The following is a 13203-nucleotide window of genomic DNA, read 5'->3' as shown; positions in this document are numbered from 1 at the left end:
GTTAGTCACTGGTGCTAAACCGAAAGTCGGTTTGGTAACAATGATTCTGCAGGCACTCAGTGTCTTCTTAAAAGCACAATACCCGTTCCGACTTGCCGGAGCGGGTATTGTGCTTTTAAGGGTTGATTGTAAAATGGCGTTACAAGCGCTTAGGACATCATTTTGAATTAATAACAATTAAACACTGATGTAATTGCAATTAATTGAATAGTTTAGGCCCTGCGAACTGTCTTTTTCAACCAAGCACCTTTTTCACCTACTTCTTTTCATTCAACCCCCATTATATGAAGAAGAACATTTACTCGTTGTTTCTGAGCCTGCTGGGTTTGGGCGTCACGGCTGAGGCCTGGGCCCAACAGGAGGCGCTGCCCACCAAGCGCGACTGCGCGACCATGGAAGTGCTGGAGCGACAGCTCGCTGCCGATCCTGGAATGGCCATTCGTCTGGCAGGCATTGAGGCCCAAACGCAGTCGTTTACCGATAACCCGGTAGCCAACCGGACTACGGCCGTTGTCACGATTCCGGTGGTAGTGCACGTGCTCTACAACACGGCTTCGCAGAACGTTTCCGACGCGCAGATTGCCTCGCAGATTGCCGTACTGAACGAAGACTTCAACAAGCTCAACGCTGACGTGAGCAAAGTGCCTTCGGCTTTTGCTTCGCGGGTGGCCGATGTGGGCATTCAGTTTGTGCTGGCTAAGCGCGACCCCAACGGCAACGCCACTACGGGCATTCAGCGCAAGCAAACCTCGATTACCAGCTGGTCGAGCGACGACCGGATAAAGAGCACGGCTACCGGGGGCCTCAATGCCTGGCCCGCCGGACAGTACCTCAACCTGTGGGTGGGTAAGCTGGGCGGTGGCCTGCTGGGCTACGCGCAGTTTCCGGGCGGCTCCGCCAGCACCGATGGCGTAGTGGTAACCACTACCGGTTTCGGCCGCGGCGGCTCGTCGGCGGCCCCCTTCAACCAGGGCCGTACCACCACCCACGAAGTGGGCCACTGGCTGAACCTGCGCCACATTTGGGGTGATGCCAACTGCGGCAACGACCTGGTGAGCGACACGCCTACGCAGCAAACCAGCAACGGGGGCTGCCCGTCGTTTCCGAAAGTTACCTGCTCCAACGGCCCCAACGGCGACATGTTCATGAACTACATGGACTACACCGACGACGCCTGCATGTATATGTTCTCTACCGGCCAGTCGTCGCGGATGAACGCGCTGTTTGCCAGCGGCGGTGCCCGCGCTTCGCTGCTCACCTCGAACGGTGATACGGCCCCCGGAGGTGGCACTACGCCGCCACCCGTTACGCCGCCGAGCGTAACGTACTGCGCCAGCAAAGGCACCAATGTCAGCTACGAGTGGATTGACCTCGTGAAGCTGGGCACCATCAACCGGACCTCGGGTGCCAACGCCGGCTATTACGACGGCACGGCTACCAGCACAACCATTGCCGCTGGCTCGTCGCAGACCATCAACTTCTCGGCTGGATTCGCCTCGACGGCCTACACCGAAAACTGGCGCGTATACATCGACTACAACCGGGATGGCGACTTTACTGACGCTGGCGAAACGGTAGTATCAGGCTCCTCCTCGAGTGCCGGCACGCTGTCGGCCACCTTCACGGTACCAGCCTCAGCCAAAACCGGTAGCACCCGCATGCGGGTAACCATGAGCGACAACGCCGCCACCACCAGCTGCAACAACTTCAGCTACGGCGAAACCGAAGACTATACCGTGAACATCACGGGTGGTACGGCCCGCCAGATGGCAACGGTTGAGCAGGCGGGCTACCGCGTGTACCCCAACCCGGCTACCGACGTGCTCAACATCGAAATACCCACCACCATTGATGCCCGGGCCGTGTCGGTAAGTGTATACGACATGCGCGGCGCAGAAATGAAAACTGCCCGCTTCGAGGGTCGCATGCTCCACGTTGGTAACCTGGCCAAAGGCATCTATCTGCTACGTATCTCCGACGGGCAGCAAGTGTCGCACCAGCGTTTCGTGAAAGAGTAGGCCTGGCTTAATAAGCTGCCTGCCTTACCGCCCCCTTCCTGGTAGAACAGGAAGGGGGCGGTTGCTTTACGGGCGGCCAACCTGCCGCTGCTGCCGGGCCGGCCAGGGCATAACCTTTTGTGCCGCTCGTAGTAAAGAGGCCTGCCACCCTAACTGTTGCGCTCCTATGAAAACGCTGTACCTGATGCGCCATGCCAAATCGAGCTGGAGTTTCGATATGCTCAACGACCAGGAGCGCCCGCTCAACGACCGGGGCCGCGACGAAGCCCCTTTGATGGGCCGGGCCCTGGCCGAGCGCAGTGTCCGGCTCGACTTGCTGGTGTCGTCGCCGGCGGTGCGGGCCCTGAGTACGGCGGCGCTGGTGGCCGAGGCGTTGAGCCTGCCGCCCGAAAAGCTGCAGGTGATTGATGCCATTTACGAGGCCGAAGTGGTCGACCTGCTGGCCATTGTGCAGGGCCTGCCCGATGCGGCCGACGAAGTGCTGCTGGTGGGCCATAACAATACGCTCACCGATTTTGCCAACCTGCTTTCGCCCAGCCCCATTCCTTCCATGCCCACTTCGGCCATCGTGTGTCTTAAGTTCAGCGTGGAACACTGGGCCGATATTGACCGCGCCAAGTCGGAGTACTACTTCTTTGATAAGCCTAAAAATTATTAGGCCTTTCTGCACTATTGGCTTTTCGCACATAGGCAGCAGCATAAATTCAGGCAGGAAAATGCCTGCTACCGACCACCAGCCCCCGAAGAAATGACCAATAAATCGTCCCAGCCGCAACTATTAAACCGGGAAATCAGCTGGCTTACTTTCAACCGCCGGGTACTGCAGGAAGCGCAGGACCCCGCTGTGCCCTTGCTGGAGCGGCTGAAGTTTCTGGCCATTTTCAGCAGCAACCTCGATGAGTATTTTAAGGTGCGGGTGGCCACGCTGCGCCGGCTCAGCAAGCTCAAGAAAAAAACAAAAGCCAAGCTGGGCCAGGACCCTGCCGAGCAGTTGAGCGAGGTGCTGGCTGAAGTAGGCCGCCAGCAGCAGGCGTTCGGCGACACCTTCCGCAACCATATTCTGCCCGAATTGGGCCGCGAGCATATCCACCTGATTACGGAGCACGACCTTACAGCCGAGCAGCGTACCTGGGTGAAGCAGTATTTTGAGGAAAACGTGCGCGACTTACTTTCGCCCATCATCCTCGACGACAACCTGCACCACCTGTTTCTGCGCGACCAGAGCGTGTACCTGACCTTTTACCTGACCGAGCCGCACAACCCCCAAAAGCACGACGAGGAGCGTGTGCTGGCCATGGAGCTGCCCACCAAGCGCCACGGCGGCCGGTTTGTGCGCCTGCCCGATGTGGGCACCGAGCACTACGTGATGTTCCTCGACGACGTAATTCGCTGCTGCGCGGCCGCGCTGTACCCCAGCTACGGCAAGGTGCAGGTGCACGCGCTCAAGCTCTCGCGCGATGCCGAGCTCGACATCGACGAGGAAGTATCGGATAACCTGCTGGCCAAAATCAAAAGCAGCCTGCAGAAGCGTGCCACCGGCTTTCCGGCCCGCCTGCTCTACGACCCGGCCATGCCCGAGGCCATATTGCAGGCCATCGAGCGGAAAACCGGCATTGGCAAGGAAGAGCTGGTAGAAGGCAGCCGCTACCACAACTTCCGCGACTTTTTCGGCTTTCCCGATTTCGGCCTGCCCCACCTGCAGTACGCGCCCATGCCACCGCTGCCGCACCCCACGCTGCCGCGCACTGGCTCGTTGCTGGCCGCCACGGCCCGCCGCGACCACCTGCTGCACCCGCCCTACCAGTCGTTCGACTACGTAACGCGCTTGCTGAATGAGGCTGCCCGCGACCCGCAGGTGAGCGACATCAGCATTACGCTCTACCGCGTGGGTGGCAAGAGTGCAGTGGCCAAGGCCCTGCTGAAGGCGGCCAAAAACGGCAAGCAGGTAACGGTGATAGTCGAGTTGAAGGCCCGCTTCGACGAGGAAAGCAACATGTTCTGGGCCGAGAAGCTGCAGAAAGCCGGAGCCAACGTCATTTATGGGGTTCCCGGCCTGAAAGTGCACAGCAAAATGCTGCTCATTACCCGGGCCGAAGAGGAGCACAACCGCCTGTATGCCTACCTAAGCACGGGCAACTTCAACGAGGCCACCAGCGAGGTATACGCCGACTACGGGCTGTTTACGGCCCACCCCGAGATTACCCGCGAGGTGGCTGAAGTGTTCCGCTACTTCCACGACCACCTCGACAAAACCGGCCAGTTCCGGCACTTGCTGGTGGCCCCCTTCGAACTACGCCAGCAACTCAACGCCCTCATCGACCACGAAATCAAGCTGGCCCGGAAAGGGAAAGAGGCCTACATTATTCTCAAGCTGAATGCTTTGCAGGATGAGCGTATGATTGGCAAGCTTTACGAAGCCTCCGAAGCCGGTGTGCGCGTCGAGTTGCTGATTCGAGGCATTTCGTGCCTGCTACCCGGTGTGCCCGGCCAGAGCACCAACATCCAGCAGCGCGGCATCGTCGACCGGTTTCTGGAGCACGCCCGCATGTATGTGTTTGGCAACGGCGGCGACGAGAAGCTGTACGTGGCGTCGGCCGACTGGATGAACCGCAACCTCGACCGCCGGGTAGAAGTAGCCTTCCCCATCCTGGACCCTGACTTGCGGGCCGAGCTGCTCGACCTGCTCAACCTGCAGCGCCAGGACAGCGTGAAATCGCGCGACTGGCAGAACAACTTTGTGGGCCCCACCCAGGAGGCCGCTGCTGCCGAGGGCGAGGTGCGGGCTCAGTTTGAGACCTATGCCTACCTCGCGGCCCTGGGCCGTCCGGCCCGCAAGCGTCCGGCTACTCCAAAAAAGGCTCCGAAGTAAACCCGCCACAACCACCGAAGCGCCCCCTTGGCTTCCTGCATACAGGAAGCCAAGGGGGCGCTTCGGTTTTCTTCCGATGGCCTCACAAGCTGCAATTCGCGGTTTGGACTACTTGCTTATCTTGTTGAGTAGCTTGCGTGGAGGAACCAGGAATACTTCTACGCTCAGGTAAGGAGCACCGCCCAGCGTATTGACTACCGTTTTGTCGCGGTTGCCGCCGCCAATGCCAAACAGGTTGCGGCGGTTGCTGTCTTCGTCGAAGGCATTGAAGGAGTAGTTATAGCGGTAGCCACCCTCCAGGCCAACCCACAGGAAATCGTAAATCTCGCGCTCGGCCCGCAACCGGAATTTCAGCTCCGTCTGGCGGATGATGAGGGTTTGTAGCTCGCGTAGCGGCTCACGCAGCTTTATATTGTAGTTGAGACCATCGACAGTGTAGCCGCCAAAGAACAGGGTTTTGGAGTCTACATTGCGCCGCAGCGTTACACGGGCCGGAAACAGTGCCTCGACACCCCAGCGCGGGTTGAACGTGCGGTTGTAAAGAATAACCGGGTACAGGCTCTGGCGACCAAAGGTGTAGCCCAGCTGGGCACCCACGCCCCAGGCATAGGAGGGGCTGCGCTTCCAGCCATAAATAAACTCGCCCGACATCTTCAGGTAGTCGGACACCGACAACTCTGACGATGTGTAGTCACCATTAAGCTCGCCCTTTACCCGAGCCAGGTACCAGTGAACCTCATCAATGGGCCGGATAACGGCCAGCTGGGCCCCCAGTGTTTTTAGGCCCTTATCTTCCAGGTCGCGGTAAAACACCGAACGATTGGGGTCTTCAAACTTGAACTCCTCACGGTCGTAGTTAACGCCCAGAATAAGCTTGAGCCGGGGCCGGTTGAGCAGCGGCGCATAGGCCTTGATGAAGGCCCGGCGGTTCTTGACTACCGTATTTTCGGTTTTCTCATTCGGTTCCCGGTCCCGCAGGTCCGACTTGATGTTGAAGTTGGCCAGCCCTTCGATGTGGGCTACCACCCCTTTGCTGGGCCCCATGCCAATAACCGAAGGCACAGCGTAGCGCTGCGCTGCGCCCACTTGGTTGGCAGCCAGCGTGTCGGTTATCAGGGGGGCTGGCGGCGGGTACACGGTTGGCGAGGAGGGCTTTACCTGGGCTCGCGCCGCACCACCGGCCAGCACAAGGGCCGTGGCTGCAACCGGAATGAGGTAACTAAAAAACCCATGAGGGCGGGAGCAGAAAAACGGCATAGAGCAAGGGCGCTGAACGGGTAGTTAGGGGCCTTAACGGACCGGGCAGCCAAAAGGATAGCACCGGACGCCTATCGGCCGCAAAAAAGGCAGCGCGTAACCCCAAAACCAAGGGCCTTAGCCCGCCGAAGTGCCGTTGAAAGCGCGTCGTTTGTACGGGATAAGGCCCTTGGGTTGCTGCCAGTGCAGCAGCACAGTGGATAAGCGCCGAAGCAGCGTGGACGGGAGTTAAAACAGGAAGTCGAAGCCTACGAACAGCAGATTCTCCTCGCCAACCGAGTAGGTGGCGTTGATGACGGCCTGCTTGAGCACATCAACCCATATGCCCCCGCCGTAGGCCGTGTGGAAGGCTTTGGCACCGGTCTTCACGTCGTAGGGCGAGTACACCCGGGCGGCATCGGCCAGACCCAGGATACCAAATTTGCCCGGCACCAGGTAGGCGTTGAACTCGAAGAGCTGCACGCGCACCTCGCCATTGGCAAACACCGACGAGCGGCCGGCGTAGCGGGTGCGGCGGTAGCCGCGCAGGTTGGTGGTGCCGCCCAGCGTGTTGGCCTGGTAGAAGCGGTAGTCGCCGATGTTGCGCGTAGCCCCGATGCGGCCGGCCCAGGTGAGCTGGAACGGGAAGTTGGGCGACAGGTAGAACCGGGCCTCGGTGGCCAGGCGGCTATAGGCTAGCTTCTCGCCGCCTATCTGGCGGTTGTACTCGGCCGAGTTGTAGATGCGTAGGCCGATACGTGGGTTTTTGGGTGAAGAGGCTACATCGAGGTTGAGGTAGGCTTTGCCGCCCAGGTAGCGGTTGAGGCCGAAGTCGGAGCCCCGAATGCCCACGGCAGCAGTACCGGGCAGTCCGTTATTCTGCCCATCGAGTCCCTCTGCTATCTGGCGGCCAATCTGGTTGCGGTCTACCCGGAACTGGTCGTACTGCGGGCCGAAGCCGAGCTTGAGGAAGCTGAAGATTTCTTTTTCCAGCATGGGGTTCACATACAGCCGCGAGAAGCGGATACGGTACGTGTCGTTGATGTCGCGGTTGCGCGTGCCTTCGTCGTCGGCCAGAACGTTTTCCGTGTCGTTGCCAAGGCCGAAGAAGTTATAGAGCAGCTGGGGGCCGTACAGCTGCGCATCGAGCCGCAGGTCAAGCTTGCCGATAAGGTCGACGAAGTGGCCTTTATAGCGCACGTTGTAGGCGCTTTGCGAAGGCGAGTAGTTGGCGGCCAGGCTCTGCTCGCTGGCGTAGGGCTCCTTGCGGAAACCATAGGTACGGTATACCGCGCCCCCACCTAGAAACAGCCGGTCATCGACGTTGTAACCGAAGTACAGCGTGGGGCCGAAGTAGTTGAGCGTGTAGTCTTTGCGGTCGGCGCGCGAGTGCACGTCGTAGCGGCTCACGTCGAGGCCGGGCTCCAGGCGCAGGCGGGCATCGGGGCCGGCCACAATCACGTTGCCCGAGTCGGCATCGAACACCTGCAGGCGGTGGGCCAGCCCGCGCACATTCGAGCGGTCCACAATCGAGTCGCGCTCGATGCCGCCGATAATGCGGATGAGCGGGCCCTGCTTCACGTCGCCGCTCAGCTCGTACTGGTCTTCGCCGGCAAAGCCGTACAAGCGCAGCTCCTTGGTTTCCTGATTGTCGAAGGTGCGGTCGAAAATCATCTTCGTCAGCTCGCCCTCCTTGTTTATTTTCTGCACCGAAACGCGGGTTTTACCGGGCAGGCGCTCCACCACAAACCGTTCGCGCTTCTTCGAGCCTTTTACCTCGGCCACCTTGTTCAGCATGCCCGAGTAGTCGGCGGCCACTTCGGGTAGCAAGTCGCGGCGGCTTTTCAGCTTGGCCACAATTTCGGCCCCGTGCAGGGCGTAAATGTCGGCCGGAAAGCGGCCCTTTATGGCGTCCTCAATCACCTTATCGGTGAGGGCCGCCTTCATTTCCTGGGCCTGCTCTACCCACTCCTCCTTGGTTACTTCGGCCAGGTACACACGGTCATTGCTCAGCGCCGTCAGGTTCAGGCCCTTCCAGTCGGCGTAGTCGTAGCCAAAGTTCTGGAAGTTGCGGATGGCCCACTTGCGCGAGGCCAGGTAGGGCAGCAGGCCGTCGCCTTTGAAAAAGGCAATGTCGCGGTCTTCGGGCACGGCCGTAAACTTCCGGTCGCCATCCTTGTCCTTTTTCTCGGCCCAGCGCCACTGGTCCTCGTGCCGGTCCCAGTCGCCAATCCACATGTCAAACAGGCGCGAGCGGGCAAAAGCTACTTGCTTTACGCTGTTGTCGTTATCGTCGGTGATGCGCTCAAACACCTTGTCGGTGCCCACCAGGTTTTCGGCAAAGTCGAGGCTTTCCACGTTGCTCTGGTCGTCCTTGGCATCCTCTTCGAGCGTGCCCGTGATGTTGCCGAAGCGCGGCAGGTACTGGCCCAGCAGCGGGTCCTGGGGTACGTAGCGCAGCTCGGGGTTGGTGTGCAGAATGCCGGCCGCCGTGCCCAGGGGGGGCAGGGCAATGGCGGCGTACGGGTGCTGGGCCGAAATCTGGTCCTGCAGCACATCGGCCGCCGCGCCGGTGCGCAGCGCGGCTGGCAGCACGGCCGCCGGGTCCTTATCAATACCGCGGAAGCTGAACAGGCGGCCCTCTTCGTTGCGCAGCTTCAGCGAAGTGGTCTGCTTGCCGCCGCCCACTTTATAGGGCGTCAGGCCGCCCTTCTCAGTGGCCAGGTCGAGTACCGGAAACGTAACGGGCGTAGCCCATTCTTTGCGGTAGTGCTCGCCAAACAGAAACTTATGAAACTTGCCACGGTCGGCGTAGCGCGGGTTAACGGCCACCGTAATGGTCGAGTCGCGGTAATCGGGGCGGTTGGCGGGCCGGCTGTTAGTGGGCTGCTCGGCCACGGCCACCTCGGCCTGTCGGGCATACATGGGCGTACGGAACACGAGGCGGCCGGTGTCGCCGGTGCCCTCGGGCACGTAGTACTCCACCCACACCTCGCCGTTGTCGTAGTAATTCACGCGGGCAAAGCCTTTCTCCTTGTCAGAAAACTCGGCGGTGCCGCCCGGGCCGGGCTTTACGTGCTGGGTTTTACAGCCCGAGCCGCTGACGATGTGGTTGAGGGTGCCCGCCTTGAAATACTGCAGGTTGTGCTCGTGGCCGGCGGCGTATACAATGTTAGGGTACTTTTCGAAGATGTCCATCAGGCCCTTTTTGTAGGCCTGGTAAAGCGGATGCGGAATGTCCTGGCTGACGCCGCCATACTTGCGGGCAAACGGGTAGATGGAGCCGATAACGGGCAGCGGCAGGTAGGCGTACTTGAAAACGATGGAGAGCGGGAAAATATGGTCGCCGAGCGTGAAGTAGCCCCCATGAATACCGTCGGAGTACAGCGGGTGGTGGGCCACTACCACAATATTTTTGCCGGCATTGCGCTGGATAATGTCTTCGAGGCGAGTGAAGAAGTCGGTTTCGTTGGCCACGCCGCAGTTGCTGTTGCCGCCGGCCGGCCGTTCGCCGGCGGGCTGCAGAAACCACTGCGAGTTGATGGCAATCATCACCAAGTCATCCTGCAGCCGAATTTCTACCGGGCCGGGGCAGGCATCGCGGGGCAGAAAGAAGTCGCCGGTGTAAGGGAAAGCGGCCGAATCGGAGCGCAGGTAGTCTTCTACGAACTGCTGCTCGCGGTTTACCTGCGCCACGCTGCCGCGCTGGCCCTGCTTCCAGTCGTGGTTGCCGGGTATCATGTACTTCTCGCCTGCGTAGTCGCGCAGGGCTTTCAGCTGGCCCACCATGCGGCGCTCCGACTCCTTACGGTCGAAGTGGCCCTCAGGCGGTAAGCCGTATTCGTAGATATTGTCGCCCAGAAACACGGTGGAGCTTTTGGCTCCGGCCGCCAGAATCTGCTTGCGCATCAGGTTGAGTGAGGGCTCGCCGCCATTCGACTCCAGTTCGGGTTTGCCCACGTCGCCAATCAGGAACATGGAGTAACGGATGCGCGAGGTATCAGGCGGAGTTTTCGATTCCCAGTTGACACCGGCCCCGCGGTAGTTGGGCCGTTCGAGGTGGGGCGTCTGGGCCTTCGCCTTTTTCTGGGCCAGGGCCGGAGCCGTAACACCGAACACGGCCAGCAGCAAAGTCAGCAGCAGATAATTTCGATTCATACAATAAAACAGGGAGTGCGAAGTCGGGGCAGGCGTAGCGGGCAGAGCCGGCTATAGGCTGAACAACAAAAAAGACCGTAAACTTACCCAACACAAGGCATAAACGCTGTTTGGGCCGGGCCGGTGTGCTGCCCTACGCAATTCGCGGAAGCACGGTTGGGGCGGGTGCGCCAACTTCGCGGGCCCGAATAGCGTTGTAAGCCCCATCGGCCCCCGTTTACACCCCCGTGCCCCTGCTCTTCCCAATGGAAACTGCTCTTACCCCGTCTCCGGCCAAGGCCGAAATCATCAAGAATGCCAAGGCCCACGTGCTGGCCCTGTTCGAAGAAAAACTGCCGGCCAAGCTTGTGTACCACTCGCCCCGGCACACGGTTCAGGTAGTGAAAGAGGCCAAAGCGCTGGGCGAGGCCGCCGGCCTGGAGGCCTCCGACCAGGAAGCGCTGCTGCTGGCCGCCTGGTTTCATGATGTGGGCTACATTGATACCTACGACGGCCACGAGTTTCGGAGCGCCGAGCTGGCGGGCGAGTGGCTGGCCGGCCAGCATTACCCGCCCGAGCGGGTGGCGCTGGTACAAAGCCTTATAAAGGCTACGCACCGCGAGGCCGAGCGCCGGGCGCCGCTGGAGAAGCTGCTCGTAGATGCCGACATGAGCGGGCTGGGCCGCGAAGATTTCTTTGCCAACGGGGAGCTGCTGCGGGCCGAGTGGGAAGCCGCGCTGGGCCGCACGTTCAGCAACACCGACTGGGCCGAGAGCCAGCTCGACTTCCTGACCAACGCCCGTTTTCACTCTTCGGAGGGCAAAAAACGTTACGAGGAGCAGCTCAAGGAAAACATTCAGGCGCAGCGCAAGGCCCTCAAGAAAACCGAAAAAAAGCGCAAGAAGAAGGAAGAAGAAGCCGACGGCACCTTCGCCGAGCCCAAGCGGGGTATCGAAACCATGTTCCGGACTATGTACAGCAACCACATGAAGCTGTCGGATATGGCCGATAAGAAGGCGAGCATGATGATTTCGCTTAACGCCGTGCTCATGTCGCTCATCATTACCTACTTCGGAGCCAAGCTGGGGGGCACCTCGGCCGCGCTTACCGATATGACCGTTATCCAGAACCCCATTATTGCCGTGCCCATGGGTATTCTGCTGGCCACGGCGCTGGGTTCGGTCATCACCGCCATCCTGTGCGCCCAGCCCGACGTCACGAGCTTCAAATGGCTGAAGCGCAGCCCCCAGATTGCCACCAACCGCCGCGTGAACCTGCTGTTCTTCGGCAACTTCAGCAAGCTTAGCCTCGACGACTTCCAGGGCGGCATGCACGAGCTGATGAAGAACGGCGAGTCGGTGTATACCAACATGATAACCGACGTGTACTACCTCGGCGACGTGCTGACGCGCAAGTACCGCCTGCTGCGCCTGAGCTACACGGTGTTTATGGTGGGCCTGATTCTGACGGCCCTTTCGTTCGGTATCGCGCTGCTGTACAAGATGTAGCGTAGCGCCAACAGCAAGGCCACGCAAGCAGAAGGGCTACATAAACGACGTAGGGGCGGGGCCCGCCCGCCGTTGAACGATTTCCATTGTTACCGTCCCAGCGGCGGGCGGGGACAAGCCCCCCCTACGTCGTTTATATACAACTGCTTACGAGTAGGTGCCTGCCTGTTCACCCTTGACTTGCCTAACCCCCCACCAGGCGGGCCAGCCCCCGCACCGACTGGCCCAGCAGGCGGTGCAGCCGGCGCAGCTGCCCAAACCGGATGAGGCGCGAGCTGCTGGCAATGTGGCCGTAGCGCAGCTCCAGCGTGAGCAGGCAGGAGGCGTCGGTTACGGGTTCGAGGTGAAAGAAAAGCAGGGCGTTGGGGAAGAGGCGGAAGTGCGAAATCTTCTCCACGTACGTGTAGCGCCCATCGTCGTCGCGCAGGATCTGCACGGTCTGGAAATCAATCTGGCCATTGAGCAGGGCCACCTTGTAGCTCGTGCCCAGCCGGCCGGCCTTGCTCACATCGAAGCGGCTGGCGGTGGCCCCGGCCAGCCAGCAGTGGCGCAGGCGCAACGCCCCCACCACCCGCAGCGCATACTCGGCCGGCACCGGTAGCGCCCGGCGCACCTTCAGGCGGCCGCTGTGGCCGGGCATCGGCTCGTCGGTGGTTGGGGAGCCGGGTAGCGAGGGGGCATTCAGCAGCAGCCGTAGCGGCGAGAGGTAGGCGTAGCGGTAAGGCACATGGCCCAGGTAATCGTAGTGGCTGGAGCCGGGTAGCAGGCGCGTCCAGGCAAAGGCGCGGGCCAGGTCGGTGGGAGGCTGGGTGCTGGTGTAGCCCTCCGTGAGTAAAATGTACTCGGCACCGGAAATGTCGTTCTTCAGCAGCCGGTGCACCACAATCACATCGTGGCCCATTAGCTTGGTGTGGTGCCGGATGCGGGCCACGCTCACGCGGCCGTAATGCACCACAATTTTAAGCGTGAGCACCATTTCGCGCAGCGCGGCGGCCAGGTCCGAGTCGGTATCCTGTTCTACCAGCAGCAGGTAGTTCTGGAAATCGAGGTAGATGCGGCGGCACTGCTGCACCAGTTCGCGGGCCGAAGGCGGCGGGCCGAGTCGGTAAAACAGCACGGCGTCGCCCTGAATCTCGTTTACTTCCAGCTCCAGGGTGTTGGCTTCAATAAGGATTTCGAGCAGGTCGGCCACCAGAAACGGGGCCTGTGGGCTGCCCGACTGCTCGATAAAGCGCGTGAAGCCGCTGATATCGGGAATGAACAACAGGGCCGGCTGCTGCCCGTCGAAGGCCGAGGTGGCCACGGTGCCAATTCGCCGCCTTCTGGCCCGTAAGTCTTCCAGTACGCCCATAGTGTAGTCGGAATAAAAGCACCTGCGCAGCGCAGGGCACCGAAGATACGCGCCATTTGGCCCGCCTGTGCTTTCGGCGTACCT

At 60.7% G+C, this 13203-nt stretch carries 7 protein-coding genes; 4 read left to right on the top strand and 3 right to left on the bottom strand.

Translation table 11 applies throughout. From position 1 onward, the window contains the following. The first annotated feature begins 284 nt into the window (after positions 1 to 284). From J7E24_RS13925 to ppk1, 3 genes are all read left to right on the top strand, one after another. Complete coding sequence (locus J7E24_RS13925; RefSeq protein ID WP_215138761.1) at positions 285 to 2018, top strand: GEVED domain-containing protein; 1734 nt, start codon at positions 285 to 287, stop codon at positions 2016 to 2018. A 166-nt stretch (positions 2019 to 2184) separates the two neighbouring features. Next, a complete protein-coding gene (locus tag J7E24_RS13920) occupies positions 2185 to 2676 on the top strand; it encodes a SixA phosphatase family protein (RefSeq protein ID WP_215138760.1) in 492 nt (163 codons plus the stop codon). 90 nt (positions 2677 to 2766) lie between these two features. Beyond that, positions 2767 to 4887, top strand: a complete 2121-nt coding sequence (ppk1, locus tag J7E24_RS13915) for a polyphosphate kinase 1 (protein WP_215138759.1) — start codon at positions 2767 to 2769, stop codon at positions 4885 to 4887. 108 nt (positions 4888 to 4995) lie between these two features. Here ppk1 and J7E24_RS13910 read toward each other — a convergent pair whose 3' ends face one another. Together J7E24_RS13910 and J7E24_RS13905 are read right to left on the bottom strand one after the other, a co-directional pair. Next, the gene (locus tag J7E24_RS13910) at positions 4996 to 6144 is read right to left on the bottom strand and encodes a DUF6268 family outer membrane beta-barrel protein (protein ID WP_215138758.1); all 1149 of its coding nucleotides are present in this window, start codon (positions 6142 to 6144) and stop codon (positions 4996 to 4998) included. 228 nt (positions 6145 to 6372) lie between these two features. Continuing rightward, the gene (locus J7E24_RS13905; protein WP_251047204.1) at positions 6373 to 10281 is read right to left on the bottom strand and encodes a metallophosphoesterase; all 3909 of its coding nucleotides are present in this window, start codon (positions 10279 to 10281) and stop codon (positions 6373 to 6375) included. A 245-nt stretch (positions 10282 to 10526) separates the two neighbouring features. Between J7E24_RS13905 and J7E24_RS13900 the strand changes: the two genes are divergently transcribed. Beyond that, the gene (locus J7E24_RS13900) at positions 10527 to 11768 is read left to right on the top strand and encodes a Pycsar system effector family protein (RefSeq protein WP_215138757.1); all 1242 of its coding nucleotides are present in this window, start codon (positions 10527 to 10529) and stop codon (positions 11766 to 11768) included. 184 nt (positions 11769 to 11952) lie between these two features. On the opposite strand, the gene J7E24_RS13895 is transcribed toward J7E24_RS13900, so the two are convergent. Beyond that, positions 11953 to 13119, bottom strand: coding sequence for a DUF2652 domain-containing protein (locus J7E24_RS13895; protein ID WP_215138756.1), 1167 nt, complete (start codon positions 13117 to 13119; stop codon positions 11953 to 11955). Positions 13120 to 13203: the final 84 nt, after the last annotated feature.

It is taken from the genome of Hymenobacter sp. ISL-91 (genome assembly GCF_018613725.1).
Lineage (GTDB): Bacteria > Bacteroidota > Bacteroidia > Cytophagales > Hymenobacteraceae > Hymenobacter.
Note: the sequence above shows the minus strand (reverse complement) of the source record. Positions and strands in the feature narration are given on the sequence as shown.

Bases quoted from the DNA above. Each gene is read 5' to 3' on its own strand.
- J7E24_RS13925 (WP_215138761.1), top strand. From the start codon at position 285: ATGAAGAAGAACATTTACTCGTTGTTTCTGAGCCTGCTGGGTTTGGGC.
- J7E24_RS13920 (WP_215138760.1), top strand. From the start codon at position 2,185: ATGAAAACGCTGTACCTGATGCGCCATGCCAAATCGAGCTGGAGTTTC.
- ppk1 (WP_215138759.1), top strand. From the start codon at position 2,767: ATGACCAATAAATCGTCCCAGCCGCAACTATTAAACCGGGAAATCAGC.
- J7E24_RS13910 (WP_215138758.1), bottom strand. From the start codon at position 6,144: ATGCCGTTTTTCTGCTCCCGCCCTCATGGGTTTTTTAGTTACCTCATT.
- J7E24_RS13905 (WP_251047204.1), bottom strand. From the start codon at position 10,281: ATGAATCGAAATTATCTGCTGCTGACTTTGCTGCTGGCCGTGTTCGGT.
- J7E24_RS13900 (WP_215138757.1), top strand. From the start codon at position 10,527: ATGGAAACTGCTCTTACCCCGTCTCCGGCCAAGGCCGAAATCATCAAG.
- J7E24_RS13895 (WP_215138756.1), bottom strand. From the start codon at position 13,119: ATGGGCGTACTGGAAGACTTACGGGCCAGAAGGCGGCGAATTGGCACC.